This is a genomic window from Paraburkholderia lycopersici, assembly GCF_900096975.1.
Lineage (GTDB): Bacteria > Pseudomonadota > Gammaproteobacteria > Burkholderiales > Burkholderiaceae > Paraburkholderia > Paraburkholderia lycopersici.
The window spans coordinates 29,657-55,287 of sequence record NZ_FMYQ01000015.1; the positions used below are offsets into that span (position 1 = coordinate 29,657).

Annotated in this window: 28 protein-coding genes; 14 read left to right on the top strand and 14 right to left on the bottom strand. The window is 66.8% G+C overall.

Features of this window, described 5'->3' with window-relative positions; translation table 11 throughout:
• Positions 1–59: 59 nt before the first annotated feature.
• Positions 60–902, top strand: a complete 843-nt coding sequence (locus BLU17_RS17150) for a universal stress protein (protein ID WP_091998631.1) — start codon at positions 60–62, stop codon at positions 900–902.
• Positions 903–929: 27 nt separating this feature from the next.
• Here the strand turns inward: BLU17_RS17150 and BLU17_RS17155 are convergent, their stop codons facing one another.
• On the bottom strand, positions 930–1,874 hold the full coding sequence (locus BLU17_RS17155) for a 1-phosphofructokinase family hexose kinase (RefSeq protein WP_245746898.1): 945 nt from the start codon (positions 1,872–1,874) through the stop codon (positions 930–932).
• Positions 1,875–1,945: 71 nt separating this feature from the next.
• Positions 1,946–2,692: an acetoacetyl-CoA reductase gene (gene phbB / locus BLU17_RS17160; protein ID WP_091998925.1), complete on the bottom strand. Its 747-nt coding sequence runs from the start codon at positions 2,690–2,692 to the stop codon at positions 1,946–1,948.
• A 234-nt stretch (positions 2,693–2,926) separates the two neighbouring features.
• Here phbB and BLU17_RS17165 point away from each other — a divergent pair, with 234 nt between their 5' ends.
• The 4 genes from BLU17_RS17165 to BLU17_RS17180 all read left to right on the top strand — a co-directional run bounded on the left by BLU17_RS17165 (position 2,927) and on the right by BLU17_RS17180 (position 6,952).
• On the top strand, positions 2,927–3,745 hold the full coding sequence (locus BLU17_RS17165; protein WP_091998636.1) for a universal stress protein: 819 nt from the start codon (positions 2,927–2,929) through the stop codon (positions 3,743–3,745).
• A 67-nt stretch (positions 3,746–3,812) separates the two neighbouring features.
• The gene (locus BLU17_RS17170; RefSeq protein WP_091998638.1) at positions 3,813–4,604 is read left to right on the top strand and encodes a universal stress protein; all 792 of its coding nucleotides are present in this window, start codon (positions 3,813–3,815) and stop codon (positions 4,602–4,604) included.
• 43 nt (positions 4,605–4,647) lie between these two features.
• Positions 4,648–5,673, top strand: coding sequence for an Acg family FMN-binding oxidoreductase (locus BLU17_RS17175; RefSeq protein ID WP_091998641.1), 1,026 nt, complete (start codon positions 4,648–4,650; stop codon positions 5,671–5,673).
• Positions 5,674–5,827: 154 nt separating this feature from the next.
• A complete protein-coding gene (locus BLU17_RS17180; RefSeq protein WP_091998642.1) occupies positions 5,828–6,952 on the top strand; it encodes a PAS domain-containing sensor histidine kinase in 1,125 nt (374 codons plus the stop codon).
• 18 nt (positions 6,953–6,970) lie between these two features.
• Here BLU17_RS17180 and BLU17_RS17185 read toward each other — a convergent pair whose 3' ends face one another.
• Positions 6,971–7,528 (bottom strand): hypothetical protein, encoded by a 558-nt coding sequence (locus tag BLU17_RS17185; RefSeq protein ID WP_245746899.1) that lies wholly within the window; start codon positions 7,526–7,528, stop codon positions 6,971–6,973.
• 133 nt (positions 7,529–7,661) lie between these two features.
• Between BLU17_RS17185 and BLU17_RS17190 the strand changes: the two genes are divergently transcribed.
• The 7 genes from BLU17_RS17190 to BLU17_RS17220 all read left to right on the top strand — a co-directional run bounded on the left by BLU17_RS17190 (position 7,662) and on the right by BLU17_RS17220 (position 14,435).
• Positions 7,662–9,092 (top strand): MBL fold metallo-hydrolase RNA specificity domain-containing protein, encoded by a 1,431-nt coding sequence (locus BLU17_RS17190; RefSeq protein WP_091998928.1) that lies wholly within the window; start codon positions 7,662–7,664, stop codon positions 9,090–9,092.
• A gap of 213 nt (positions 9,093–9,305) precedes the next feature.
• Positions 9,306–11,390: a PAS domain-containing sensor histidine kinase gene (locus BLU17_RS17195; RefSeq protein WP_091998647.1), complete on the top strand. Its 2,085-nt coding sequence runs from the start codon at positions 9,306–9,308 to the stop codon at positions 11,388–11,390.
• Entirely contained in the window at positions 11,390–12,043 is a 654-nt protein-coding gene (locus BLU17_RS17200) for a response regulator (RefSeq protein ID WP_091998931.1), read from the top strand. Before BLU17_RS17195 ends, BLU17_RS17200 begins: the two co-directional genes overlap by 1 nt.
• A 125-nt stretch (positions 12,044–12,168) precedes the next feature.
• Positions 12,169–12,582 (top strand): response regulator, encoded by a 414-nt coding sequence (locus BLU17_RS17205; RefSeq protein ID WP_091998650.1) that lies wholly within the window; start codon positions 12,169–12,171, stop codon positions 12,580–12,582.
• A gap of 49 nt (positions 12,583–12,631) precedes the next feature.
• Positions 12,632–13,381, top strand: a complete 750-nt coding sequence (locus BLU17_RS17210; protein WP_091998934.1) for a helix-turn-helix domain-containing protein — start codon at positions 12,632–12,634, stop codon at positions 13,379–13,381.
• A 261-nt stretch (positions 13,382–13,642) separates the two neighbouring features.
• A complete protein-coding gene (locus tag BLU17_RS17215) occupies positions 13,643–14,041 on the top strand; it encodes a c-type cytochrome (RefSeq protein WP_245746900.1) in 399 nt (132 codons plus the stop codon).
• Positions 14,042–14,066: 25 nt separating this feature from the next.
• Positions 14,067–14,435 carry a DUF3564 family protein gene (locus tag BLU17_RS17220; RefSeq protein WP_091998651.1) on the top strand — a complete coding sequence of 123 codons (369 nt, stop codon included), beginning with the start codon at positions 14,067–14,069 and terminating at the stop codon, positions 14,433–14,435.
• 37 nt (positions 14,436–14,472) lie between these two features.
• Here the strand turns inward: BLU17_RS17220 and BLU17_RS17225 are convergent, their stop codons facing one another.
• From BLU17_RS17225 to BLU17_RS17240, 4 genes are all read right to left on the bottom strand, one after another.
• Positions 14,473–14,823: a hypothetical protein gene (locus tag BLU17_RS17225; RefSeq protein WP_091998654.1), complete on the bottom strand. Its 351-nt coding sequence runs from the start codon at positions 14,821–14,823 to the stop codon at positions 14,473–14,475.
• A gap of 71 nt (positions 14,824–14,894) precedes the next feature.
• On the bottom strand, positions 14,895–15,134 hold the full coding sequence (locus BLU17_RS17230) for a hypothetical protein (protein ID WP_091998657.1): 240 nt from the start codon (positions 15,132–15,134) through the stop codon (positions 14,895–14,897).
• Positions 15,135–15,480: 346 nt separating this feature from the next.
• Positions 15,481–16,314: a universal stress protein gene (locus tag BLU17_RS17235; protein ID WP_091998660.1), complete on the bottom strand. Its 834-nt coding sequence runs from the start codon at positions 16,312–16,314 to the stop codon at positions 15,481–15,483.
• Between the two features lie 178 nt (positions 16,315–16,492).
• Positions 16,493–16,927 (bottom strand): Hsp20/alpha crystallin family protein, encoded by a 435-nt coding sequence (locus BLU17_RS17240; protein ID WP_091998662.1) that lies wholly within the window; start codon positions 16,925–16,927, stop codon positions 16,493–16,495.
• A 252-nt stretch (positions 16,928–17,179) separates the two neighbouring features.
• Here BLU17_RS17240 and BLU17_RS17245 point away from each other — a divergent pair, with 252 nt between their 5' ends.
• Both BLU17_RS17245 and BLU17_RS17250 read left to right on the top strand, forming a co-directional pair.
• Positions 17,180–18,019, top strand: a complete 840-nt coding sequence (locus tag BLU17_RS17245) for a universal stress protein (protein ID WP_091998664.1) — start codon at positions 17,180–17,182, stop codon at positions 18,017–18,019.
• A gap of 54 nt (positions 18,020–18,073) precedes the next feature.
• Positions 18,074–18,574 (top strand): universal stress protein, encoded by a 501-nt coding sequence (locus tag BLU17_RS17250; protein ID WP_091998666.1) that lies wholly within the window; start codon positions 18,074–18,076, stop codon positions 18,572–18,574.
• 214 nt (positions 18,575–18,788) lie between these two features.
• On the opposite strand, the gene BLU17_RS17255 is transcribed toward BLU17_RS17250, so the two are convergent.
• The 7 genes from BLU17_RS17255 to BLU17_RS17285 form a co-directional block, all read right to left on the bottom strand.
• Positions 18,789–19,478, bottom strand: a complete 690-nt coding sequence (locus BLU17_RS17255; RefSeq protein ID WP_091998669.1) for a CBS domain-containing protein — start codon at positions 19,476–19,478, stop codon at positions 18,789–18,791.
• Positions 19,479–19,567: 89 nt separating this feature from the next.
• Complete coding sequence (locus tag BLU17_RS17260) at positions 19,568–19,876, bottom strand: DUF1488 family protein (protein WP_091998672.1); 309 nt, start codon at positions 19,874–19,876, stop codon at positions 19,568–19,570.
• Between the two features lie 37 nt (positions 19,877–19,913).
• Entirely contained in the window at positions 19,914–20,387 is a 474-nt protein-coding gene (locus BLU17_RS17265) for a hypothetical protein (protein WP_091998675.1), read from the bottom strand.
• Between the two features lie 37 nt (positions 20,388–20,424).
• Positions 20,425–21,360, bottom strand: coding sequence for an LOG family protein (locus tag BLU17_RS17270; protein WP_091998678.1), 936 nt, complete (start codon positions 21,358–21,360; stop codon positions 20,425–20,427).
• Positions 21,361–21,366: 6 nt separating this feature from the next.
• Entirely contained in the window at positions 21,367–22,404 is a 1,038-nt protein-coding gene (locus BLU17_RS17275) for a zinc-dependent alcohol dehydrogenase family protein (RefSeq protein WP_091998681.1), read from the bottom strand.
• A 124-nt stretch (positions 22,405–22,528) separates the two neighbouring features.
• Positions 22,529–23,863 carry an ABC transporter ATP-binding protein gene (locus BLU17_RS17280; RefSeq protein ID WP_245746901.1) on the bottom strand — a complete coding sequence of 445 codons (1,335 nt, stop codon included), beginning with the start codon at positions 23,861–23,863 and terminating at the stop codon, positions 22,529–22,531.
• Between the two features lie 25 nt (positions 23,864–23,888).
• Positions 23,889–25,631 (bottom strand): ABC transporter permease, encoded by a 1,743-nt coding sequence (locus tag BLU17_RS17285; RefSeq protein ID WP_091998684.1) that lies wholly within the window; start codon positions 25,629–25,631, stop codon positions 23,889–23,891.

Sequence of the window (25,631 nt, forward strand, 5' to 3'; positions counted from 1 at the left end):
CCTGCCCGGAGGGACTAATAGCGAAATCGACGGATTCCATCCCCGGAGGAGACGCCGCCATGTCGTACAAGACCGTGCTCACCTACCTCGACCCCGGCGACCGCGCCCAGGCGCGGCTCGATTTCTCGCTGCAGCTCGCAAGGGAATTCGACGCGCATCTCATCGGGCTGTACACGACCTTCATGCCCGAGGCGCGGGAGTATTTCGCGGTTGCCGGCTGCGCGCGCCATTACGACGGCTTGTGCGATACGCGGCGCGGCCGGCGCGACGCGGCCGAGGAGGCGTTTCGTCATGCGCTGGGCGCCGCGGGTCGTGGCGGCGAATGGATCGCGTTCGACGATCATGCGGAACAGCCCCTGATCCGGCGCAGCCGTCACGCCGATCTGCTGATCGCGGGTCAAGCGGGGCCCGACGACGATGCGCAGGCGTTGCGCAAGGGGTTCCTGGAAGAGGTGGTGTTGACTTCGGGCCGGCCTGTGCTGGTTCTGCCGTATGCCGGAGCCCTGCGGCCGGCGGGCAAATCGATCGCGATCGCATGGGACGGCAGCCGCGAAGCGGCGCGCGCCGTGCACGACGCCATGCCGTTCCTCGCACGCGCCGGACGTGTGACGGTGCTGCGCATCCGCACCGCGGACTCCGCGCGGCCTGCGGCGCTGGGTGCGCAAGGCAAGGAGATCGACCTCATGCTGGCGAGGCACGCGGTGAACGTCGATTATGCGCAAGCAACCAGCGACTCGGACGAGACGGCGGGCGACACCCTGCTTTCATGGTTGGCCTCGAGCGGCTGCGACCTCGTCGTGGCGGGCGCCTATAGTCATCCGCAGTGGAAGGAACATTGGCTTGGCGGCGTGACGCGCGCCCTGCTCGAATCGGCGACTGTCCCCGTGCTGCTGTCGCATTGAAGCGCGGGCCGGCGCTTGCCGGGGGCGTCAGACCAGCTCTTGCGTGATTGCATAGAGCCGCTTCACCTCATCCGCGTCGCACAGCGCCGTGCCGCCCGAGAGCAGGGCCGCGGCCGCGGCCGCCTGGGCGAGGCGCGCGGCATCCCGCAGGGCGTCGCCGCGGCGCAGTGCGACAAGGAGCCCCGCAAGGAAGCTGTCGCCGGCACCCGTTGCGCCCGATACGCGCACGGGCAACGCCGGCACGCGGATCGTTTCCCCGGTCGAGACGAGCAGCGCGCCGCGCTCGCCCAGCGTCAACGCGACGATCTGCGCGCGCTTTTCCGCGACGAGCCGGCGGGCCGCGGCGAGCCACGCCGCTTCATCCGCGAGCGGCTTTTCCGCCAGCGCGGCCAGTTCGCCAAGGCTGGGCTTCACGAGATACACACCCGCATCCAGGGCGAGCGCGAGCGGCGGGCCGGAAGTGTCGAGCACCACGCGCACGCCGCGCTGGCTGGCGCGGCGCGCCAGATCCGCGTAGGCCGTCGGGGGCAATCCGGGCGGCAGGCTGCCGCTCAGCACGAGATAGCGCGGCGCGGGCGTGAGTGTGTCGAAAGCGGCGAGCACGTCCGACCATTCGTCGGCGCTCACTTGCGGTCCTGGCAGGACGAAGCGGAACTCGCGGCCCGTCGCGCGCTCGGTCACCGAAAAGTTCTCGCGCGTTTCGCCCGCAATGCGCAACCGCCGGCTCGGCACACGCTCGGCCGAGAGCATCTGTTCGAGCTGACTTCCCGAAGCGCCTCCAGCCAGATAGAGCGCAAGGCAACTGGCCTGCCTCCCGTCGAGCCGCTGGATCACGCGCGCCACGTTGATGCCGCCGCCGCCCGGATAGCGGCGCGCGGCATCGCAGCGCAGCTTGTGCGTATCGACGACGCATTCCACCGCCGTCGAGACATCGACGGCAGGATTGAGCGTGAGTGTCACAATTTCGACCAACGTTGCCTCCTTGCACGGACCTTTGCCTGTACGCCCCGAACCGCGAGCGATACAGGCGCGTGCGCGACATCCTAATGCATATGCATGCCGCCATTGGCGGCAAGATTGGCCCCCGTCACGAACGCGCCGTCGTCCGAGCACAAATAGGCCACCAGCGACGCGATTTCCTCGGGCCGGCCGAGCCGCCCCACGGGGATCTGCGGCAGGATGCGCGTGTCCATGATTTCCTGCGGGACGGTCTCCACCATTGCGGTGGCGAGGTAGCCCGGCGAGACGGTGTTCACGGTCACGCCGTGCCTGGCGACTTCGAGCGCGAGCGACATCGTGAACCCATGTATTCCCGCCTTCGCCGCCGCGTAGTTCGTCTGACCAAACGACCCGCGCGACCCGTTCACGGAGCCGATGTTGACGACGCGGCCGAACCGCCGCTCGACCATGCCGGGCAGAAACGGCTTCGTGAGGTTGAACATGCTGTCGAGGTTCGTGCGCATCACCGCATCCCACTGGGGCTTCGAAAGCTTCATGAAGCTCGCGTCGCGCGTGATGCCGGCGTTGTTGATGAGAACATCCACGCCGCCGAACTCGGCGATCACCTTGCGCGCGCACTCCTCGCACGAGTCGTAACTGGCCACGTCGAGCTCGAACGCGTGAAATGTGCGGCCCGCTTCGCGTTCGCCGTGCAGCCATGTGGCCACGTGGTCATTCTGCTCCGAATGGGAAACGACGACCGTTATGCCCGCATCGTACAGTCGCCGGCTGATGGCGGCGCCCAGCCCTCCCATTCCGCCGCTCACGAAGGCAATCCGATCCTTTTGCATCATGCTTCTCCTCGCAGATGGGTGATCGGCCGCGGATCGGCACGATCGAAGTGTCGCTTCACTATAAGAACGGGCCTTTACCCTCGATTGATATGTGTCAATTGAAGGCCCGCTCGGCGACGCGCGCCGGCTTCCGCGGCGGCTTGATTCAAGTCAATGGTGCCCCGATGCCGGAATCTAGACTGATCGCACGCAACCCTTGTTCGCGGTTTTCTCAATCGTGGAGCGCCGATCATGGAGTACCGCAGCATCCTTGTTCATCTGGACGGCAGCGAACGCGCGAGCGCCTGCCTCGATCTGGCGCTGCTCGTCGCCCGACGGCACGGCGCCCACGTCAACGCGCTTTTCGCGCCTGAGCCGATCGAGCACGAGAGCGCCTGGTCGATGACGCTCGACGTCGGGTATCGCGGGCAGACGCGGGAAGACAGCCGCCGGGCGCTGGAGCACCAATTCTTCAACGGGCTCTCGCAGGCGAAGCTCGAAGGCACGTGGCGGACTGCCACGGCTCCCGCGCTGGAGGCGTTGCTCGCGCTCTCGCCGTTCGCCGATCTCATCGTGATGAGCCAAAGCGATCCGGCCGCCCTGGACACTTCGCTCGCCAACCGGCTGCAGGCCCGGGTGACGCTGGCTGCGGGAAGACCCGTCCTGTGGGTGCCCTTTGCCGGGACATTCCCCACCGTAGGCGAGCGCATCGTCGTCGCGTGGGACGCGGGCCAGTCCGCCACGCGGGCGCTGTACGACGCCCTGCCCTTCATGCGGCTCGCTGCGCACACCACGATCGTCACGCTCAACGCCGAGCGCGAAGGCCGCATTCCGGGCGCCGATATTGCCCTCGTCCTCGCCCGCCACGGCATCGGCGTGGAAGTCACGCAGTTGCACACACCTCCGACGGTGTCGGTCGCCAGCGCCCTTCTTGCGCGCGTGGAAAAGCTGTGCGGCGATCTGCTCGTCATGGGGGCATATGGCCACGCGCGCTGGAAGGAACTCTTGCTCGGCGGCGTCACGCAAACCGTTCTCGGGGCGATGCCGGTCCCGGTGTTGATGTCGCATTGAGCGCATTGCGCGTCCGGTTTTCGGGCGCGCTCGCTCAGGTTCAACGTTAGGTTCAAGGAAAATCGCCATGTGCTACAAGAGCCTGCTCGTCCATCTGGACGACTCGGAACGATGCGCGGTGCGCCTTGCGCTCTCGCTCGAACTGGCGGAACGCTTCGACGCGCATCTGACCGGGCTTTACCTGCCGCGTGCCCGCTCGCAGGCGCCCGCCGACGCACGCCTCACACAAACGCGCGAGCATTTTCTTCTCGTAGCGGAACGTGCGGGCCGGACCGTCGAATGGCGTGCGCCGCAGCCTTACGACGCCGCGATTGCGACGATGCACGCGCGCCATGCCGACCTGCTCGTGCTCGGTCAGCCCGAAGCCGGAGATTGGATCGCGCAGAGCGCCGGCGGCCTGGTGGCGGACCTGCTGATGACAGCCGGGCGGCCAGCCATTGTCGTGCCGCATACCGGCGCCTTCGAGGAATTCGCGCAGAACGTTCTGGTTGCATGGGACGGCAGCCGCGAGGCGGCACGCGCCGTCTCCGACGCGCTGCCGTTGCTGCAGCAGGCCCAGTGCGTGTCGATCGAAGTAATCGCCTCGCGCCATGGCGCGAAGCGCGACCAGGCTGCAAACCAGGCCATCGAGGCGGCCGCGTGGCTCGATCTGCACGGCGTGCAGGCATCGTTTCACGAGCGCGCCGGCGACCCGGCCGTGCAGACCGGCGCGGCGTTGCTGAGCCGCGCGAGCGATCTGCGCGCGGACCTGATGGTGGCGGGCGCATACGCGCATTCGCGGGTTCACGAATACGTCCTGGGCGGCGTGACGCGCACACTGCTGGAAGCGATGACGGTTCCGGTCCTCATGTCGCACTGATTTCATCCGGCGCGCCGCGCCGTCGCAAAGGCGGGAGTTCACCATGCTCGACAAGCCCCAGGCGTTCGCCGCCGGCACCGGCCCGGCCGACAAGCTCGACGACGACGCGTTGCGCCACGTCTTGCGCCACGCAACGCTCGCACCGTCGAGCCACAACAGCCAGCCGTGGCGTTTCGTACCCGGCGGCGACAGGATCCTGCTGTGCGCCGACCGCCTGCGAGCGCTGCCCGTTGTCGATCCGTTCGATCGGGAGCTGATCATCAGTTGCGGCGCGGCGCTCTTCAATCTGCGCGTGGCGCTCGCGAGTCTCGGCACCGGTTATGCCATCACGCTTTTTCCATCCAGCCTCGATCCCGACCTGCTCGCCGACGTGCGCCTGCTTCCGAAACATCCCGTCGGCGCGGAACTGGCTCCGCTCGTCGACGCCATTTCGCGCCGGGTGACCACGCGTCACGCGTTTTCGCCGAAGCCGGTCGAGGCGGCCGTCGAGCGCGAACTGGTCGAGGCGGCCCGGGCCGAAGGCGTCGACGTCGCGTGCGCAACCGAGGCGGGCACGCGCGACGCGATCGCGGACCTCGTGGCCGAGGCCGACCAGCACCAGTTCGCCGACCCCAGGTTCCGGCGCGAACTCGCGAAATGGATCCATCCGGCTCGCACCGGCGACGGCATGCCGGCCTATGCAGCGGGGCTCAACTCCCTGCTCGACTTCGCGACGCCGCTCGTCGCTTCCGCCATCCGCACGTTCGACGTCGGCGGCGGCATAGCGGCGACGCATCGCGAGCTTGCGGCGGGCTCGCCCTTGCTGCTGTGCCTCGCGACGAGCGTCGATGACGCACAGTCCTGGCTCGCTACCGGCGAGGCGCTCGAGCGCGTGCTGCTCGTGCTGACGTCGCACGGGCTCTGCGCCTCCTATCTGAACCAGCCGATCGAAGTAGGCGAGTTGCGCGCGCGGCTGGGTGCGTTGCTCGGCATGCCGAAATCCGCTTGCCCGCAGATCCTGTTGCGCATCGGGCATGGAACGCCCGATGAACCGTCGCCGCGCCGGCCGCTGAGCGACGTCATCGCGTAAGTCTTCAGTGCCCGCACGACGTCAGCAAACCAGGGCGTGCAACCGGCCTGAACGCAGACGGAATTTGCCCTACCATGTCATGTCGGTATGACACGCCTGGCGCGCCAGGATGCGGCCGATACTTCGTGACTCGGCACATCATCCGGAGCGCGTCATGCAAACGGCAAGGCCCAGGTCCTGGCTTGAACGCAACCACAGCGAGATTGCAATCGTCGACCGGTACCGTCTTTTGATCGACGCCGTACGCGACTACGCGATTTTCATGCTCGAACCCGGCGGACGCGTCGCGAGCTGGAACCCCGGTGCGCGGCGCATCAAGGGCTATTTCTCGGACGAAATTATCGGCACGCATTTCTCCGTGTTCTATACGTCGGACGAAATTGCGTCGGGCAAGCCCGAGCAGTTGCTCGAGGCGGCTGCGTTTCACGGGCGCGTCGAGGACGAGGGCTGGCGCGTGCGCAAGGATGGTAGCCGCTTCTGGGCAAATGTCGTGATTACCGCCGTGCGCGACGACAAGAATGCGCTCGTCGGCTTCGCCAAGATCACGCGCGATCTGACCGAGCGCCGCCGACTCGAAGCGCTCGAACGCGCTCATGTGGCGTCGGCGCTCGTCGAGCAGGCACGCGAGAACGAGCAAAAGCGCATCGCCCGCGAGTTGCACGACGATCTCGGGCAACGGATCGCGGCGCTGAAAATGGCGCTCGGCCTCCGCGGAACCGAATTCGCCAGCGCATTGCCTGCGCAAACGCGTGCCGAACGGCAAGCCGTCGCGCAGATCGGCCCGCAGATCGACGCGCTTGCGGTTGCGGTGCGACGCATCGCCGCCGACCTGCGTCCCGCCGTGCTCGACGATCTCGGACTCGAGGCCGCGCTCGAATGGCTGGCGGAAGACTTTGGCGGCCGCTACGGCGTGGCCGTCCAATGCGAACTGGACGTTTCGGAGCCTGACCTCGGCGAATTTGCCTCGACTGCTCTCTTTCGCGTCGTGCAGGAAGCGCTCACGAATGTCGCGCGCCACGCCCGCGCGCACCATGTGACGATCGCGCTTAAGAACGATGGGAACCAATGCCGCTTTCGCATCAGCGACGACGGTGCCGGCTTCGACCCGTTGTCCGTCTCGCGTCCCGACGCGTTCGGGCTCATCGGCATGCGCGAGCGCATTGTGCAGCTTGGCGGCTCGCTGACGGTCGAAGGCCGTCCTGGCGCGGGCGTCACCCTTTCGGCGGCGTTTCGCTTGCCGGTGGACATTCGCACGGCTGCCGCCAACGCCGAACGCTAGCCGGCGCGCGCACGCGCTTTACCGGACTCCCCCCACGTCGCGCACGAATTCGAGTTGCGCCTGCAGCAACTGCCCGGCGCAGCGCGCATAGGTCCAGCCGGGGCCGTTGTCGGTGCTGTACATGCCGCGGCACATGCCCTTGAGCCTTATCGTCGTCGTTCCGTCCTCCGCCGTCTGCCGTACCGCCCAGAAGTACGCGATGCCGAATTCATGCGGCATGCGTGTCTCGATCGTGTCGTCGGTCGAATTCGCGATGGGCGTGGGCGAGTGCGTCTGGACGAAGAGCCGGGCGCGGGACCAGGCCTGTGCGCAGTCGGCGGGCGTGGCGCATTTGACTGCACTGCGCTCACGCGACGCCTCCAGTTCGGTCTCCGAGCGGCGGAAGGCATCGTTTTCGTCGCGATGCGTATCACGGTACGTATCGCGGTACCCCGTGCAAGCCGGCAACAACGCGATCAAGAGCATCAGCCCCAGCGCCCGGCCCAGGAACAACCTGCTCGACATTTTTTCTCCCGCCCGAAAATCCGGCCCGCGACCGCGCGCCACTGACTTCAATGTAAGAATCGGCCGGCTCATTTCGGTTGATCTGCCTCAAGTAGAGGTGCCACAGGTCAATGCCCGTTCCTCTGACTCAGGTCAAATGCGCAGCGCCAGCGCGCGCTCCAATCCATTCATGCACATACATGACGCGTGAAGCGAGGAGAGCATGATGAAGCTGACGTTTCTGGGCGCGGCGCAGACGGTGACCGGGTCGCGCTACCTGCTGGAAGCGGCGGGTAAACGGGTGCTGATCGACTGCGGGCTGTTCCAGGGCACCAAGAACCTCCGTCTGCGTAACTGGGATGCGCTGCCCTTTCCCGCCGACTCTCTCGACGCCGTCATCCTGACCCACGCCCACATCGACCATTGCGGCTATTTGCCCGTCCTTGCGCGCAACGGTTATCGCGGTCCGGTTTATTGCACGCCGGGAACCGCGGACCTCTGCGGCATCATGCTGCGCGACAGTGCGCGGCTGCAGGAGGAAGACGCGGCGTTCGCGAACCGCCACGGCTTCTCGAAACACCATCCCGCCCTGCCGCTCTACACGCTGGAGGACGCCGAACAGGCGCTGCGGCTCATCGCGCCACGCCCGTTCGACGAACCCGTCCCGCTCGACGCGCAACTGAATTTCCGCCTGCTGCCCGCCGGCCATATCCTGGGCGCGGCGAGCGTCGTGCTCTGCAACGGGCATACGGTCATCGCGTTTTCCGGCGACCTCGGGCGCCCCGACGATCCGATCGTGCGCGCCCCGGCCGCGCCTGTGCACGCGGACTACCTGGTGGTCGAATCGACCTACGGCGACCGGCTGCACGACGCCCTCAATCCCGAAAACGAACTCGCCGAGATGTTCGCGCGCACCTTCGCGCGCGGCGGACTCGTGGTGATGCCCTGCTTCGCGGTGGGGCGCGCGCAGGAAATCCTCTACTACATCGCGCGATTGAAGCAGTCGGAGCGCATGGCCAACGTGCCGGTCTACCTCGACAGCCCGATGGCGATCAGCGTGACCGACCTTTACCGGCGGCACATGAGCGACCATCGGTTGACGGTGTCCCAATTGCACGCGATCGATCATGCGGCGTTCATGGTGCGGACCGTGGACGAGTCGAAGGCCATTGCCTCGCGCAACGGCCCCATGGTCATCATTGCGGGCAGCGGCATGGTGACGGGCGGCCGGGTGCTGCACCACCTGAGCCTTTACGCTTCCGACCCGCGCAACACGATCGCGCTCGTCGGTTACCAGGCGCCCGGCACGCGCGGCGCGGCGCTCGAGGCCCACGCGCCGGCCATCAAGCTGCACGGCGACTACGTGCGCGTGCGCGCCGAGGTCTCGTCGATCACGTCCCTCTCCGCGCATAGCGACTACAGCGAAACCCTGCGCTGGCTGGCCAGCATGAGCTGCCCGCCCATCCATACGTTCGTCACACACGGCGAACCCGCGGCGGCCGATGCCTTGCGCCGGCGCATCGTCGAGACGTTGCACTGGGAGTGCAGCGTGCCGGAGTATCGCGATTCGGTCGAACTGGCGGAGCAAACCGTGCGCCGGGATCCGGGGCCGCCGGGCGACCCGGCGCCCGCCCGGGCGGCGGGCGGGGCGTCCTGAAAAACTGGCGAACGCGGATAGGCGCCAAAGGGCTTGCGCCTTACCCGCGAGAGCGCCAAACTTTTTCGGGACACGTACGCGCGTGGGCCATAAAATAGGGCGAGCATCGTGCATCCCAGCGGGTGCCGGTGTCCCTTCCATCGAGCCTGGTACTTCATACGCGCATGGCCTACGCAATACATTTGCACACGCGTTCCGCTTCGGATTTTCGCCATGAGCGCAAGCGCTAAGCGAGATTTGCGCGGCGGAGCACGCGCGCGCCCGGGGATCGTCTCGCGCCTGCGTGATCCGGCCGTCTCGGCCGCGCTGGCGTTCATCGTGGCTTGCGCGCTTGCCGGCGCCGTTGCGACGTTCGTCACGCGGCAGTGGCAGGCGGCGGCGGAGCAACGGTTCACGCGGCGCGCAGCGGCGCTGCGCGCAACGCTCGAGCAAACGCTCATTGCCGACGAGGCCATGTTGCGCGGCGCGCGGGCCCTGCTCGCGCAAACGCCTCCCCCCGATCCCGCAGCCTGGAAACGCTATGTGTCGGCGATCGATCTGGACCGGGCCCGCTCGGCGGTCATCGCGCTTGGCTACGATGCCCTGCGGGCCGACCCGGCGGCGGCTGCGGGCGCCGGCACCGGCGCCACGACGCAATGGGCCGGTCTGACCTCCACCGTGCCCGAGAACGCGCTTGTGGAAACCGTCGCGACGCGTGCCGCGCGACGCTACGCCGCCGAGACGGGCAACGCCGCGCTCGCGGCCGTGCCCGGCCTCGCCAACGCGCCGCCGCTTCTCACGCTCTGGCTGCCCGTGTACGCAGCATCGTCCGAAGCGCAAGGCGATGCGCGCAAGGTCGTCGGCTTCGCCGTAGCCTTGCTGGACGCAAGGAGACTGTTCGAGCCGCTCGTCGCCGCCGACCCCGGGATCACCGTCAGTGCCCGGATCGGAACGCCGCCGCTGGACCTGTACACGAGCGCGCGCGGCGAGGAAGACGAGGTTTTGCCCGGTATCCGCTTCCGGCGCAGCGATTCGTTCGTGTTCGGCGGCGCGACGCTCACGCTCGCCGTCAGCGCCGACGGGAGCCCGCTGCTCACGGGCGCGGCCGCTTGCGCCACGGCCATCCTTCTCGCGGGAGTCCTCGCCGCCGCCGCGTTCGCGCTTCTCGTGCATCGCCTCATGCGCGCTGCCCCGTCGCCCGCGGTGGTCGCAGGCGACGCGCGGCTCAACGAAGCCCGCATGATGGGCATCATCCGCTCGTCGATGGAGGCGATCGTCACCGTCGACGAAACCCAGTGCGTGGTGATCTTCAACCCCGCCGCCGAACAGGTGTTCGGCATTTCCGCCATGGAGGCGATCGGCTCGCCGCTCTCGCGCTTCATTCCCGAGCGGTTCCGGGCCGCGCACGCGCAGCATGTCGAGCAGTTTGGCGTGACGGGCGTCACCGAGCGCCAGATGGGCCGCCCGCAACGGGTGCTCTATGGACTGCGCGCCAACGGCGAGGAATTTCCCATCGAGGCGTCGATTTCGCAGATCCGGGACCACTCGGGCAAGCTTTTCACGGTCATGATGCGAGACATCACGCAACGCGTGCGCGCGGAGGAGGCGATCACGCGCTCGCGCGAAGAGCTCCGCGAACTGTCGGCCAACCTGCAGAACGTGCGCGAGGCCGAAAAGACGCGCATCGCGCGCGAGCTTCACGACGATCTCGGCCAGCAGCTCACCGCGCTCAAGATCGATCTCTCGGCGCTGGAGCGCAGGCTCGGCGAGAATCTCGCTTCCGACGTCCCCGCGCGGCTTGCCGGCATGCGCAACCTGATCGATTCGACCGTGGCGGCCTTGCGGCGCATCGCGGCCGACCTGCGGCCGGTCATGCTCGACGACCTCGGCCTCGTGCCGGCCATCGAGTGGCTCGCGAACGACTTCACGGACCGCTACGGCATCGTGGTCGAGCGCGACCTGGACACGGACGCCGCGATGTTTTCGAACGCCGCCGCCTCGGCGCTCTTTCGCATCGTTCAGGAAGCGCTGACCAATGTCGCCCGTCATGCCGATGCGAGCTTCGTCGAGATCACACTCAGGGTGGAGGGGCCAAGCTGCGTCCTGCGCATCGCCGACGACGGCCTTGGCGCAACCGGCGACCCCGCCGACAGGCAGCGCAACGCCTTGCGGGACAAGTCGTTTGGCCTGCTCGGCATTCGCGAGCGCGCCCATATGCTCGACGGAACCGTTTCAATCGATACCGCGCCCGGAAAGGGCTTTGCCATGACGATCACATTTGCCGTCCACGCCCTTCAGTCCGAAGAGGCCGCATCATGATGATCAAGGTAATCATCGCCGACGACCACGCGCTCATGCGCGACGGTCTGCGACGGATTCTCGAAAGCGCGCGCGACGTCCAGTTCGAAGTCGTCGGCGAAGGCTGCGACAGCGCCACCACGCTCGCGCTGGTGCGCGAGCGCGCCGCCCAGGTGCTGGTGCTCGACCTCTCGATGCCGGGCCGCAGCGGCGTGGATCTCATCAAGCAGATCAAGGACGAAAAGCCTGCGCTGCGCATCCTCGTGCTGACCATGCACGCCGAGCAGCAATATGCGGTGCGCGCCTTCAAGGCGGGCGCTTCGGGCTATCTCACCAAGGAATGCGCGAGCGCGGAACTGGTCAGCGCCGTGACGAAGATCGCCTCCGGCGGCGTGTACATCAGCATGACGATGGCCGAGCGCTTCGCGCAAAGCCTGAACGAGCCCGCCGAGACCCTCCCCCACCAACGGCTTTCCGACCGCGAGTTCGAAGTATTCCGGCGTATCGCGGCCGGGCAGACCATCACCGAAATCGCGCAGGAACTCTGCGTGAGCGCGAAGACCGTCAGCACTTACAAGGTGCGCATTCTCGAGAAGATGCAGATGCCGCACGAAGCCGCGCTCGTGCGCTATGCGATGCGCCACAAGCTGCTCGACGATCCGGACGAACCCTGACCCGCCAGTGCCGCGGCTGATTGCCACGCGAGCGTAGGAATCGCCCTACACGCCTTCCGTTTCACCTACGCCATTTTCCATCGGCGCCGATATTTTTTCGAGATGGCGCCGTCGATACTGGCTACATGAATGCCAGTCACAGTCCTGTCCGCCAGACACTGCAAGTCTTTCTCGTCGAGGATGCGATTGCCGTGCGCAGGAAAATCGCCGAAACCTTGTCGGCCATTCCTGATGTGACCGTGATTGGAGAAGCCGAGGACGAAGCGACCGCCCTGGCCGGCATTGCCGAAAGCGGCGCCGACGTCGCGGTGGTCGACCTGAGGCTCGCGAGCGGCAGCGGCATCGAATTGCTCAGCCTGCTGGCCCGCGAGCAGCCCTCGGTCGTGACCGTCGTGCTGACTAACCACGCCGGCGAACCGTTTCGCGCTGCCTGCCGGAGGGCGGGAGCCGATTTCTTCTTCGACAAGACGTCGGAATTCGACGCCGCCTGCAAAGCCATTGAAGCGTTAGTGAAACGGCGCGCCGCCCCCGCGCCCTGAACTGGAGACGATCATGTATGCTGAGCCCGCCTGCGAATCCACCCTGTCCATGCCGACGCCTTCGCGCTGGCCTGTTGTGCCCATAGAGCCAGCCGTGCGTGAAGCCGCGCCGCGCCCCGCTCCACGTTGCTCCGCCTGTTCGCTGCGTCCGGCCTGCATGCCGCCGGACCTCACGTCCAGCGAACTCCAGCAACTCGATACCGTGGTCCTCACCACGCGCAACGTCCGCCGCGGCGAAACGCTGTTTCGTGCGCATGACCCGTTCCAGAGCCTCTACGCCGTGCGCACCGGCTCGTTCAAGACGATCGTCATGCATCGCGACGGCCGCGAGCAGGTCACGGGCTTCCAGATTCCCGGCGAGCCGCTGGGGCTCGACGGCGTGTGCTCCGGCACGCATAGCTGCGACGCCATCGCGCTCGAAGACAGCACGGTTTGCATCATCCCGTTCGTCCAGCTCGAAACGTTCTGCCGCGAGAGCCGCCGCATGCAGCGCCATCTTTATCAACTCATGAGCGGCGAAATCGTGCGCGAATCCAGCCTGATGATGCTGCTCGGCACGATGACCGCCGAACAGCGCCTCGCCGCATTCCTGCTCGATCTCGCGGCGCGCTTCCAGAAGCGCGGCTATTCCGGTGCGCACTTCAACCTGAAGATGAGCCGCGAGGAAATCGGCTGCTTTCTCGGCATGAAGCTCGAGACCGTGAGCCGGATGTTCTCGCGCTTTCAGCGCGAAGGTCTCGTCGAGCCGAACGGCAAGCAGATCCGCATCGTCGATCTGGAGGGACTTGCACGCGTGTGACGCCGAAGGCGGCGGCGTTGCCGCTGCCCGTCGTCGCAGACCGTTGCTGATCGTTGCTGGCACAACGAGCCTCGAAGCCGAGGCGCGTGTGTTTTACGGCGCCAGGTACCCGGCGCCGTCTTTTTTGACTTCGTGCCGCGAAACCCGGCGAATGCAATCCTGCACCGCTTGACGCACATCAACGGAACGATGAGCGTCGATGAGACCATGAATTCCGGCGGACCGCCTTCTGCTCCCTGTCTGCATTCGAGGAGACCATCGATGCCACGTACCATCCACCCGGCCGCTTGCGCCCTCGTGGTTCCCCCGCTCCACGCGCGGCGGGCAAACCTGTTCCTGCTTCACGCGGCGACGGCATGCGCGCTTGCGTTGCATGCCATCGGCGCACACGCGCAGCTTCCCGAGCCCACCGAACTCGTCGATCAGCAGCACTGCATGTTCTGCCATACGTCGGACGCGCCTTTCCTCGCGCCGTCGTTCCACCAGATCGCCGAGCGCTACCGCGACAATCCGGATGCGCACATCATGCTCGAAGAAAAGCTCAGGCACGGCGGCAAGGCGCACTGGGGCGACATGGCCATGCCCCTGGCGGCAGACCGCGGCGGGCCGCTATCGGCCAAGGATGCGCGTACGCTCGTTCGGTGGGTGCTGAGCCAGTAACCGCACGTTTTGAGGGAGCATCGCCATGCGCGTCACCGTCCATCTCGACAGCTTCGACCGGCTCGACCCATCCGCCTACGCGATCATCTGGATCGACACGGAAACGAAGAAGTGGTCCCGCGAAGGCCATGCGGGCGTGAGTCTGCCCGAATGGGGGCAATGCCGTCCCTCGCCGGACGGCACCGGCCTGCTGGCATGCGAGGACCCGCTCGCCGTTTGTACGCTCGAAGGCCTTGACCTTCAGGCGGGCAGCGGTCCCTTCGAAGGCGAATGCGGCCGCGCGAGTTTGCAGCCGGACACGAACGCCGAAGCGCTCGAAGGACACTGGCACGTGCAATGTGTCGACGAAAGCTTGCCCAATCCCGAAGACGGACTCTTCGCTAACGAAGTCTGACGGGGACCGGGGCTTGCCCTATCCGGCCTCGCTCGCCTCAGTGATCGCGGCGCGCCGCGCCGCTACGGGAAAAAGCGCTCGAGGACGCGGCGGAACCGAGCTGTCGTTCCGCCGCGTCGAACGCCGCGCGTATGGCGGCCACGGGGTCGTCTCCCTCGCAATGGCCGAGCGGCGCAAGTTCGCGCGAAGTCGAAACGAGGTCGAGACGAACGTCGTACATCGGCTGGCTGTCTCCGGGCTGCAAGGCGTGTAGTTTCTCGATCGCGAGATGACAGCCCGACAGCACGCCGCTGAACCGCTCGAGGCGCAGCAACTGGATGCCTGCTTCCGCCTCGAGAGCCGATGATCCGGCGAAACCCAGATAGACGATTTGCATCCCGAGTCCCATCGCCGTGCCCCCTCGAAAATCGGCGTCGTTGCGGCCCGCAGGCCCGTTATCGCTATTGACTCTGCACGCGGCTAGACGTCGAACGCGTGACGGACTTTCAGGTCGATCCACAGCATGCCTTCGCGCAGCCCCTCGATCACGGCCTCCCTTTCGCTCTCGAAGACGCGATGATGCTTGAAGGCGTGGGTGAAGCGCTGCGTTTGCGAGCCGTGCATGACGGTGACCTCGCACTGGAAGCCGCCGTGCGGTGCCGGCGACGTGGCGGCTTCGACGCTCCAGGCGCCCGAGTCGACATGGCCATTGAGTGACATGATTCCGATCTCCTTGATACGTCATGGACCCGGGGACGTGGCCTCGTGCAACGTGGCGAGCGACCGGACCTGCGATTGAATTCAGAATAGGGCGCCGCCATCGGCGCCAATTGATTCACGTCAACCTGACCTGTCCCGCCCGGCAATGGCCCGACGAGCCGGCTCGACGCATCTCGGGCTTGCGGGGCAAGGGGCAAACGCCACGAACGAAGCGAGGCCGCTGCCTTCCCCCGGCGGCGGCAACGAGGCGCCGGGAAGGCTCCGGCACGCGCTTCGTGAACGTGCTCCGTTCAGGCTAAACGTGAACCACGCCGGCACAGCGCACTGCCGCGCCTGGCGCATGCGATTACGTCAGTATCGACGCTCCCGAAGCCTGCGGCACGAGAAGCAGCGGCAGCACCGTCTGCTGCGCGACGTCGGCGGCAACGCTTGCGTAGCGCCACCGGCCGCCTTCATGGCCGCCGCGCGTGCCGAGCACCAGCAGATCCGCTCGCCATTGCAGCGCTGCCTGGATGATCGCGTGGGCGGCCGGCTCGCCGTCGTGTTCGGCTTCGAGAATGGCCGCGTCGAAGTCCTCGGGATGCTGCGCCGCAGCCGGATCGCACGCGAGATAACCCACGCGCACCGCCGTGCCCGGCGCGGCCAGCCTCGCCGCTTCCCGCACGGCGCAAGCCGACGCCGCGCTTCCGTCGCTCGCCACGAAAATGCGCCGGGGCGGCACCGAGCAGTAGCGTGCGGTGGGGGTGGGCAGCAAGAGCACCGGGCAGTCCGTTTCGCCCGCGAGCGCGACCGGATTTGCCGGCGCGCCGATCGTCAGGTCGGCCTTCCAGTCGCGCACCGCACGCGCGAGCGCCTCGGTGCGCGCCGCGCTGTCCGGCCCGGTGCCGAGGAATTCGCAGTCCGCCTCGATTCCGCGCAGCGCGAGCAATTCGCGGGAGGCGTCGAGCGTGGCGGCAAGCGTGATCCGGTTGGAGAAGTGCTGCGCCGCCCGCTGGTCCGTATCAGCCAGCGAAGCCGCGGGAGCCAGTCCCGCGAGTCGGACGTGCGCACCGCGTTCGGCCCAGCCCGCTACGCAGTCGAGCAGCGCGGCGACGCGCTCCATTCCCGTAAACAGGACGTAGAGACGCGAATAAGGCGCAACGTGCTGCATTCTGGCGCTCGCGGCAGTCAGTCGTTTCATTTTTTTGACCCCCCTGGTTCATGCGCCTGCGACGCGTTGCGCCGCACCAAAGTCGGGTTGCGCAGACACCAAAAAAAGAAGGCGCGGAGCCATTGCCCCTGCGCCGTAATGGCGCGCGCCGTGCTTTTGTGCCCGGATCGACGCGCCCTCTCCCCCTCTTCCCGAAGACGTCAGGCACTCACTGGATCTGTAGCCGCTTCTGTTCGGCGGGCGCCTTTTTCGGCAGCGTGAGCGAAAGCACGCCGTCCTGATACTGCGCATTGGCGCCGCTTTCGTCGATATCGCTGGCGAGCGAGAACGAGCGCGCGAAGGAGCCGCTGTAACGCTCGCGGCGAATCACACGCTCGCCTTCCTTCTGCTCCGTCTTGCGCTCGACCTTCGCCTGAATCGACACCACGTTTCCGTCGATCTTGACGTCGATATCCTTCTTGTCCACGCCCGGCATCTCGGCCTTTACCGTGTAGGCCTTGTCGTTCTCGGTGACGTCGAGCTTCATCGCCGAGAGTTCGTTCTCGTCGGCGGCGAGCATGCCGCGCATCGGCCGGAACAACCCCTGGAAGAGGTCCGAAACGGGCTCAATGGAGAACGGGTCATAACGTGTCAGATTGCTCATTGCATTGCCTCCTTTAGGCGTTCGTGGCGCACGAACCCTGCGATGAGTCGCGCCGTATTTAATCTAAGCAGGGCACGCGTTTTCCGGTTGATCTGCCTCAACGTCTCCTGCTTCCGAAATCCGTGCGCGTCGGTAGTAATCTACGAAGAGATGGTTGATTCAAATCAAGCGTAACGAGGCCCCCGTTCTTAGACTCGAATTACTTCCTCCGCCCGAGAGGCGGCGCAACCATCCCGTTCGCTGGAGATCACGATGAGCTACAAGACCATCATGGTGCATATGGACACGAGCACACGCGCCAACGCGCGGCTCTCGCTTGCGCTCAAACTGGCCCGCAGGTTCGGCGCGCATCTGGATGGGCTGTTCGCGACGTTCGAGCCGAACCCGCGCGAGTTCTACGTGATGGCCGGCACGGCCGACTATTACGACACGCATCGCAAGCTGCGCCGCGAACAGCGCGGCGCGATCGAACGGCTCTTTCGCGCCGAGCTCGCGCGTGCCCAGGTCGATGGCGCCTGGATTGCCCCGGAGGGCAACCCGATTACGGCGGCCATGCAACGCAGCCGTACCGCCGACCTCACGATACTCGGACAGCTCAATCAGGACGATCCGGAATCCTATGTTGCGGAAAATTTTCCGGAGACCGTTCTGCTGGGCGCGGGCGGCCCCGTGCTGTTGATGCCGTACACCGGCAACTTCGAATCGATCGGCGAACGCGTGCTCGTGGCCTGGAACGGCAGCCGCGAGTCCGCTCGCGCGGTTCATGACGCCATGCCGTTCATCACGCGGGCCGCTCACGTGACCATCGGGGCCGCTTCCACGACCTTTGCGCCAGCCGAGTCGCAGGCGTCGTGCACGGACCTCGCGGCCATGCTGGCGCGCCATGGCGCGACGACGGTAGACATTACCCGGTTCGATCGCGACGCCACCGAATCCACCGGCGACGCGCTGCTCAGCTACGCAGCCGACGGCGGCTACGATCTGCTCGTGATGGGCGGATACGGCCACGCACGGCTTCAGGAGCTCGTCCTGGGCGGCGCCACGCGCTCGATACTTGCTACGATGACGCTACCGGTATTCATGTCCCATTGACGGGCCGGCCCCTGCATTCACCCGATTCCAGACAGACTCACCAGGAGCCCTACCATGTACTCGCGCATTCTGGTCGCCCTCGACGGCAGCAAGACTGCCTCGCATGCCCTCGACACCGCCATCGGACTCGCGCGCGATACCGGCGCTGAACTTCAGGCGCTCTACGTGATTGACCTTCCGGTCATGGCGTACGACGTGCCCGGCTACGATCCCTCGATCGTGCGCGACGCCTATATCGAGGAAGGCCGCGTGATTCGCGCCGATGCCGAGGCACGTATGGCGCAGCAAGGCGTGAAAGGCGCATCGCGCTCGGTCGAAGTCGAACTCCCCGCTCAAGACGTGGCGCAGTGCATCGAGCGCGCCGCCGCGCAATGGCATGCCGATTTGATCGTCATGGGCACGCATGGGCGCCGTGGCGTACGCCGTCTCGTGCTGGGCAGCGTCGCCGAGCGCGTGCTGCGGAGCGCTTGCCGCCCCGTATTGCTCGTGCCGGAGCGGGCGGCCTCGCCTGCGCAGGAAGCGCCGTCGCAAGACAACGCAAAAGTTCCGGCGTGAATGACCGATTGAATGGCCGCCCGCCCCGCCCATGAGGCGCGTCCGAGTGGCCGTTCGTCGCTCGTGAGCCACGTTTGGCCGATGTGGGCCGCGAGCGGCGACGGGCGACGCCGGCCGCGAGCGCAAGCGGAACAGACGGCGAGACGGCGGCAGAAGCAGAACAGGCTGGGGCACCCGGATTCCGCCCCAGCCTTTGCCGCGCATCGGCAACGTCTTACATCGGCGTGAATACCACCGGGTAGCCGAGATGGTCCTCGATACCCTTGACGCCCGGCACGCGCTCCGCCGAGACGAGTATCGCCTTGCGTTCCTCTTCGGAGTTCACCGTGCCCCAGAAGTGGACGATCCCCTCCTTGACGACGACGTTGTCCGCCGCCATCGCCCAGCGATGGCCATCCAGCGCGTGCAGGACGTGGCGGTGGATCGTCTCGTCCGAAGCGAGCCCCGCTTCATCGGGCCGCGAGGCGTCCGCCAGCGCGCGTATCAGGTTCGCACGGCTCACGATGCCCACGAGCTTGCCCTGATCGATCACCGGCACGCGCTTGATACGCAGGCGTGCGAGCAGGTCGGCGATGTCGCTGAGCGGCGTGGAAGGCGAAACCGACACGACGTTGCTCGTCATGACGTCGCCGACTTTCACGGCGTTTTCCTTGAGGTATTCGCCCGCGAGCTTGCGCGTCGAATGAAGGAATTCGCCCAGCCAGCTACGCTGCGGCTTGCCGGTTCCCGTTTCCACGCGGTGCAGCAGATCGCTCTCGCTGAGAATGCCGACCACCGCACCGCCGTCGTCGACGACCGGAATGCCGCTGATGTGATGTTCGGTGAGCAGCGTCGCCGCTTCGAAAATCGACGCATTGGGGCGCACGGTGATGACGTCTGTCGTCATGATGTCTGATGCTTGCATGAGGTCCTCCGTTAAGGGCCAACGCCCCGATGAAACTCAATTTAGAGATTGCCAAGGCACGCACGTTGACTTGAGTCAATCATGCGGCCTCACCGCGCGCGGTCTTTCGGCGCCTCGCCGGAATCGCCGTACATGCGAAAGTAGCCGCTGTGAAGCGTGACCGCGTCGGACCCCGTCGCCTCGATCATGCGCGCTGCCGCGCTTTCGATCGCGGCCCGGTGTGCAACGAATGCGGCGCGCAGATCCGCCTCGCGCGGGGACGCCGCGCCGAAATGATCTTCGAGCGCCTCGGCGGTGATTGCGCATTCGACGTTCATGCCGCCGGCCGTGGCGGGAAACGTGAGCGCGAGCCGGTTGGCATCGTAGTACGGCGGCCGGTCGGGAAAGGTGATGTTCATGCTGATGAACTCCCTCGCATGGGCGCGAGCGAACGCGCTAGATCGTAATGTAGCCCTGGAACGACCAGGGCAGCGCCATTTGGGAATCGCCCGGCGCACCGGCCGCGCGCTCCGTGCAGGTGCCGGAAAAACCGGGCGCGCCGTCGGCCGAAAAGACCGGCACGAACGCGAGCGAATCGTTGATCGTGACGAGGATGTCCGGGTTGTAGCGGGACGGCGCGAAGATCTTCACCGATTCGAAGAAGGCCGAGCCATCGGCTTTGCGCGCCCATTCCGTCGCCTGCGAGGGCGTCGGCGCGCGCATTTCGTAGCACGCCGGCAACTCGACGTTTTGTTCGCCTTGGGAAATCCGCCCCCCCGGCCGGAAAACGAGCGTCGCACCGGGATAGGGCAGGCAGCGCGGCGATTGAAGCACCGGCCCTTCGGGCCCGAGGCGCAGCGGCGGCCACGCCGCGAGCGAAATGCTCAACGCGGGCGTGCGTTGAGCGAAATAATCAGCGAGCCAGTTCATCTCTCACTCCTTGTGTCGGACCGGTTGACGTACCGCCTCAGTCCGCCTCGCCATACCAGTTTCGAATTGCGCCCCAGACTTCCTCGGCCGATTCGCAAAACCGAAAGAGCGCGAGATCGTCCGGGTCGATCATGCCGGCCTCGGCCATTGCGTCGAAGTCGATTACGCTACGCCACCATGTCTCTCCCACGAGGAGAACCGGGATCGGCGCAATTTTCCCCGTCTGCAGAAGCGTCAGGACTTCGAAGAGTTCGTCGCAGGTTCCGTATCCGCCGGGAAAGAACACGGTCGCCTTCGCGCGTTCGAGCAGGTGAAGCTTGCGTATGGCGAAGTAATGAAAGCGGAAACACAGTTCCGGCGTCAGATACGGATTCGGAAACTGTTCGCGCGGCAACGCGATGTTCATCCCCACCGTGGGTGCGCCGGCATCGAACGCGCCACGGTTGGCCGCTTCCATGATGCCGGGACCGCCGCCCGTCACGACCGTGAGCCTGGGGAGCTTGCTGGTGGCTCGAGCATGGCCGACCAGCGCGCCGAACTTGCACGCGACATCGTAGTAGATGCTGCGCTGGAGCAGCGCTTTCGCCACGCGCAACTCGCGTTGCTGTGCGTCGCCGGCGTCAGCCTGGGCGAGGCGGCGCGCCGCGGCCAGACGCTTGCGCGCCCGCGCCGGGCTCGTGACGCGCGTGCTTCCGTAGACGACCACCGTGTGGGCAATGCCGAGTTGCTGCAGGCGCTCCTCGGTCTTCCAGTAGTCGAGCTGAAGGCGCACCCCGCACATTTCCGGGCGCCGCAGGAACGCGTCGTCCTCGTCGGCCTGCACGTAGCTCTGACTTTCGATCAGTCGGCGCACGCGCGGCGGCAGCCGCGATGCTTCCTTGCGCTTCGTCTGACGCTTGCGTCGCGACGGACGCGTCAGACGATCTCCGACGCGCGCGAGGCGCACTGCGGTGGAAAGCCCCCGGTTACTCATGGCGCATCACATCTCGATGATTACTTTCAGCGCCTGCGTGCTCGCGGCGTGCGAAAACGTCTCGTAGGCCTTGAGCACGTCGCCGAACGCGAAGCGATGCGTGATGAGCCGGCTCGGATCGATCCGCCCGGCGCACACGGTCTTGAGCAGCATGGGCGTGCTGACCGTATCGACGAGACGCGTCGTGATCGCCACGTTGCGGTCCCAGAGCTTGTCGAGAAAGATCGACGCCGGCACGCCGTGCACGCCGACGTTCGCGATGGTGCCGCCGGGTCCCACGATCTGCTGGCACAGCTCGAACGTCGCGGGCACGCCGACCGCCTCGATGGCGCAGTCCACGCCCACGCCGTCCGTGAGCTTCATCACGGCATCGACGGCGTCGCCCGCGCGCGGATCGACGCACGCCGTGGCGCCAAATCGCTTCGCACACTCGAGCCGGTTGGCGTCCATGTCGACCATGATGATCTGTGCGGGCGAATAGAACTGCGCGGTGAGCAGCGCGGCCAGCCCGATCGGACCCGAGCCGACGATCGCGACCGTGCTGCCCGGCTCGACCTTGCCGTTGAGCACGCCGCATTCGAAGCCCGTCGGCAGGATGTCCGAGAGCATGACGAGCGCCGCCTCGTCGAGGCCGTCCGGAATCCGGTAGAGGCTCGTTTGCGCGTGCGGAATGCGCACGTACTCGGCCTGGGTGCCGTCGATGCGATTGCCGAGAATCCAGCCGCCCGTCTTGCAGTGCGAATACATGGCGCGGCGGCAGTATTCGCACTGGCCGCAACTCGATATGCACGACACGAGCACGCGATCGCCGGCTTTCAGCGTCGACACGCCGCTGCCGGTTTCGTGGACCACGCCCACGCCTTCATGGCCGAGAATGCGGCCCGGCTCGCAAGTCGGCACGTCGCCCTTGAGAATGTGGAGATCGGTACCGCAGATCGTCGTTTTCGAGATCTTGACGATGGCGTCGCCGGGTTCCTGCAAGACGGGCATCGGCCGCGTTTCGACCGCGAACTTGCCCGGACCGTTGTAGACCAGTGCTTTCATGTTCCCTCCTGGAATTGTCGGAGCCACGGCCGGCGTGGCCGTGACGATATTGCGCCAATTTCATGATGAGCGGCCGCAAGGTTGTCCGATTGACGCCGATCAAGCACTCGCCCGGCCGGCGGACTCAGTCGCCGAACGTGCGCGTGTGGTCGTCGTAGCTGAACAGGCCGGCGTACCTGCCCCAGTCGATCGCGGTGCGCAGCGTCGTTTCGGCATCGGCCCGATGCAGGTGGTCCTCCAGTTCGAGCTCGAATCGCGCGCGCGGCGCGCGGTGCTCTTCCCGCTCGTCGAGCACCTCGCGAATGTGGGCGACGAGCGGCACGAACTGCACCACGTGTTCGCGAAAAAGCCGCTTGCGCTCGCTGTCGCCTGCGCGGACGAACAGGCGCCCCGCCGCCGTGAGCTTGATCGTGCGGTCCACGAGCTCCGCGAACCCCAGCAGATGCAACGCCGCCGCCACCGGGAACAGTTCGTCGGGCTTGAGCATCAGCGCGGCGGCCATCGCCGCGAGTTCCGCATGGCCGTCGTGCGTGGCTGCCGCGAGCGCGTCGATGAAGCCGACGAGACGATGGCTCAATACGTGCGGCAAGCGCAGCCCGAACGCGCCGCGCACCGTGCCCGAGCCGTCGGGGAATTCGGCGATCCGGGCAGTCAGGATTCCATAAAGCTTGTCGACGATGGCGCGAAACGCCGGATCGAGCCGGTTGCGCGGGCGCGGCAGCGGCACGTTCAGGGTCGCCACGATATGCCCCGGATGGCCGCCCAGCACGTGAACGCGGTCGCACATCAGCACCGCCTCCTCGATGTTGTGCGTGACCATGAGCACCGCCTCGATCGGCGTTTGCCGCTGGGTCCAGAGGTCGAGAAAATCGCTGCGCAGCGTTTCGGCGGTGAGCACGTCGAGCGCCGAAAACGGCTCGTCCATGAGCAGCAGTTTCGGCTCGCTCACGAGCGCGCGCGCAAACCCCACGCGCTGGCGCATGCCGCCCGAAAGCTCGCGCGGAAACGCGGATTCGAAGCCGTCGAGCCCGATCATCTCGATAGCGGACATCGCGCGCTCGCGCACCGCGTCGGCGCCGAGCCCCGATGCATCGAGCCCCAGTTCGACGTTGGCGAGCACGGTCAGCCACGGATAAAGCGCGAAGGTCTGGAACACCACGGCGATACCTTCGGCAGGGCCCCCGAGCGGAGCCCCCCGATACAGCGCGCGGCCCGCCGAGGGGAGCGCGAGCCCGGCCGCCACGCGCAGGAGCGTCGACTTGCCCGAGCCCGAACGCCCCAGCAAGCCGAGGATTTCGCCCTCGCGCAACGTCACGTCGATATCGACGAGCACCGGCAGCGGATCGCCGGAGGGCCGCGCGAACGACATGCCGACATGGTCGAGTTCGAGCACCGGCGCAGCGGGGCCCGCATGGGGCGTGTCGTCGCGTGTCGTTGCGGGGCGGGCGAAACCGGGCATTGGTGCGCGTTCCATGACAAGGCGTTCAGGCAAGCCGGGTACGGCGTTCGGCGAATACATAAAGGGGCCGCCATATCAGCCGGTTGGCGGTAACGACCATGAGCGACATGACGGCGATGCCGAGCGCGATGCGCGGGTAGTCTCCCCTTGCGGTCATCTGCGCGATGTATGCGCCAAGGCCGCCCGCGCTCAGGCGGGTCGTCCCCCAGTTGACGGTTTCGGCCACGATGCTCGCGTTCCATGCGCCGCCGCTCGCCGTGATCGCGCCCGTCACGTAGTAGGGAAAGATGCCGGGCAGCAGCACCTCCAGCCACCGCGCGCGCCGTCGCAGCCGCAGGCTCGTCGCGGCCTCGCGCAAATCGCCCGGCAAGGCCATGGCGCCCGCGATCACATTGAAGAGGATGTACCACTGCGCGCCGAGGATCATCAGCGGGCACAACCAGACGTCCGGGGCGAGCCCGAAGCGCACGATGCAGAACGCGACGACGGGAAACAGCAGATTGGCGGGAAACGCAGCCAGAAATTGCGCGACCGGCTGGACCCAGGCGGCGAGCCGCGGGCGCAGCCCCACCGCCACGCCGACCGGCACCCAGATCGCCGAGGCGAGCACAACCAGCACCGTGACCCGCAGCAGGGTGAGCAGGCCGTTGCGCGACGCGTCCGCCACGTCGGTCCATGCGAGAGCCGGCGCGGCGAAGCGCAGCACGGCCGCGCCCGCACCGGCCACGGCCACGGCGCACAGCGCGAACCAGAGCCTGTCGCCCGCGCGCCGCGAGAACGAACGGTTTGCCCATACGAAACCGCGCCAATGCGCGCCGGGCGACAGCCGCAGACGCGCGGCGCGAGCGAGCGCCGCGCCGGCCGGACGGCACGCATGCTGAATCCACGGCGAACGCTGGAACAGATCGAGCAGCCAGCTGCGCGGGCAGGCCTGAACCGCTGCGTCGCCACAACGAAAGCGGTCGGCCCAGGCCACCAGCGGACGAAACAGCAACTGGTCATAGAGCACGATCGCCATGCTCATGGCGAGTATCGCCCAGCCCACTGCCGCCAGATCGCGCTTCATGATCGCCTGCGCCACCCACGACCCGACGCCGGGCAGCGCCACCTGCACGTCGCCCACCGAGATGGCCTCCGAAGCCACCACGAAGAACCAGCCGCCCGACATGGACATCATCGCGTTCCAGACGAGCCCCGGCATGGCGAACGGCACTTCGAGCCGCCAGAAACGCTGCCAGCCCGAAAGGCGAAAGCTGCGGCTCGCCTCGTCGAGATCGGCGGGCACGGTGCGCAGCGCCTGATAGAAGCTGAACGCCATGTTCCACGCCTGGCTCGTGAAGATCGCGAAGATCGAGGCCAGTTCGGCGCCGAGCACGTCGCCCGGGAAACGCGACATGAAGAACACCACGGTGAACGACAGATAGCCGAGTATCGGCACCGACTGCAGTACGTCGAGCAGCGGGATGAGGATGCGCTCGGCCCGGCGGCTCCTCGCGGCGAGCGTGGCATACGTGAAGGTGAAGACGAACGAGGCGACGAGCGCGATCAGCATGCGCAGCACGGTGCGCAGCGTATAGCCGGGCAGCGCCGCGGGCGAGAGCGAGATGGCCGGTCCGTGGCCGCCCGCCAGCGGGCCCGTCATCTGGCGCGCGCCGTGGCCCAGCAACACGATCGCGCCGAGCACCAGAACCACGGCCGCCACGTCGCGCCAGCCCGGCATGCGCGGGTACCACCGCAGTCCTCTCAATACTTCGGCGTGGTGCTCCAC

What these genes read in the sequence shown, in the direction of transcription:
- BLU17_RS17215 (WP_245746900.1), top strand. Translation starts at nt 13,643, where the DNA reads ATGCCACGTACCATCCACCCGGCCGCTTGCGCCCTCGTGGTTCCCCCG.
- BLU17_RS17150 (WP_091998631.1), top strand. Translation starts at nt 60, where the DNA reads ATGTCGTACAAGACCGTGCTCACCTACCTCGACCCCGGCGACCGCGCC.
- BLU17_RS17185 (WP_245746899.1), bottom strand. Translation starts at nt 7,528, where the DNA reads ATGAGCCGGCCGATTCTTACATTGAAGTCAGTGGCGCGCGGTCGCGGG.
- BLU17_RS17195 (WP_091998647.1), top strand. Translation starts at nt 9,306, where the DNA reads ATGAGCGCAAGCGCTAAGCGAGATTTGCGCGGCGGAGCACGCGCGCGC.
- BLU17_RS17205 (WP_091998650.1), top strand. Translation starts at nt 12,169, where the DNA reads ATGAATGCCAGTCACAGTCCTGTCCGCCAGACACTGCAAGTCTTTCTC.
- BLU17_RS17230 (WP_091998657.1), bottom strand. Translation starts at nt 15,134, where the DNA reads ATGTCACTCAATGGCCATGTCGACTCGGGCGCCTGGAGCGTCGAAGCC.
- phbB (WP_091998925.1), bottom strand. Translation starts at nt 2,692, where the DNA reads ATGCAAAAGGATCGGATTGCCTTCGTGAGCGGCGGAATGGGAGGGCTG.
- BLU17_RS17245 (WP_091998664.1), top strand. Translation starts at nt 17,180, where the DNA reads ATGAGCTACAAGACCATCATGGTGCATATGGACACGAGCACACGCGCC.
- BLU17_RS17265 (WP_091998675.1), bottom strand. Translation starts at nt 20,387, where the DNA reads ATGAACTGGCTCGCTGATTATTTCGCTCAACGCACGCCCGCGTTGAGC.
- BLU17_RS17220 (WP_091998651.1), top strand. Translation starts at nt 14,067, where the DNA reads ATGCGCGTCACCGTCCATCTCGACAGCTTCGACCGGCTCGACCCATCC.
- BLU17_RS17170 (WP_091998638.1), top strand. Translation starts at nt 3,813, where the DNA reads ATGTGCTACAAGAGCCTGCTCGTCCATCTGGACGACTCGGAACGATGC.
- BLU17_RS17210 (WP_091998934.1), top strand. Translation starts at nt 12,632, where the DNA reads ATGCCGACGCCTTCGCGCTGGCCTGTTGTGCCCATAGAGCCAGCCGTG.
- BLU17_RS17190 (WP_091998928.1), top strand. Translation starts at nt 7,662, where the DNA reads ATGAAGCTGACGTTTCTGGGCGCGGCGCAGACGGTGACCGGGTCGCGC.
- BLU17_RS17200 (WP_091998931.1), top strand. Translation starts at nt 11,390, where the DNA reads ATGATCAAGGTAATCATCGCCGACGACCACGCGCTCATGCGCGACGGT.
- BLU17_RS17235 (WP_091998660.1), bottom strand. Translation starts at nt 16,314, where the DNA reads ATGAAACGACTGACTGCCGCGAGCGCCAGAATGCAGCACGTTGCGCCT.
- BLU17_RS17180 (WP_091998642.1), top strand. Translation starts at nt 5,828, where the DNA reads ATGCAAACGGCAAGGCCCAGGTCCTGGCTTGAACGCAACCACAGCGAG.
- BLU17_RS17255 (WP_091998669.1), bottom strand. Translation starts at nt 19,478, where the DNA reads ATGCAAGCATCAGACATCATGACGACAGACGTCATCACCGTGCGCCCC.
- BLU17_RS17270 (WP_091998678.1), bottom strand. Translation starts at nt 21,360, where the DNA reads ATGAGTAACCGGGGGCTTTCCACCGCAGTGCGCCTCGCGCGCGTCGGA.
- BLU17_RS17260 (WP_091998672.1), bottom strand. Translation starts at nt 19,876, where the DNA reads ATGAACATCACCTTTCCCGACCGGCCGCCGTACTACGATGCCAACCGG.
- BLU17_RS17250 (WP_091998666.1), top strand. Translation starts at nt 18,074, where the DNA reads ATGTACTCGCGCATTCTGGTCGCCCTCGACGGCAGCAAGACTGCCTCG.
- BLU17_RS17165 (WP_091998636.1), top strand. Translation starts at nt 2,927, where the DNA reads ATGGAGTACCGCAGCATCCTTGTTCATCTGGACGGCAGCGAACGCGCG.
- BLU17_RS17175 (WP_091998641.1), top strand. Translation starts at nt 4,648, where the DNA reads ATGCTCGACAAGCCCCAGGCGTTCGCCGCCGGCACCGGCCCGGCCGAC.
- BLU17_RS17280 (WP_245746901.1), bottom strand. Translation starts at nt 23,863, where the DNA reads ATGCCCGGTTTCGCCCGCCCCGCAACGACACGCGACGACACGCCCCAT.
- BLU17_RS17240 (WP_091998662.1), bottom strand. Translation starts at nt 16,927, where the DNA reads ATGAGCAATCTGACACGTTATGACCCGTTCTCCATTGAGCCCGTTTCG.
- BLU17_RS17275 (WP_091998681.1), bottom strand. Translation starts at nt 22,404, where the DNA reads ATGAAAGCACTGGTCTACAACGGTCCGGGCAAGTTCGCGGTCGAAACG.
- BLU17_RS17225 (WP_091998654.1), bottom strand. Translation starts at nt 14,823, where the DNA reads ATGGGACTCGGGATGCAAATCGTCTATCTGGGTTTCGCCGGATCATCG.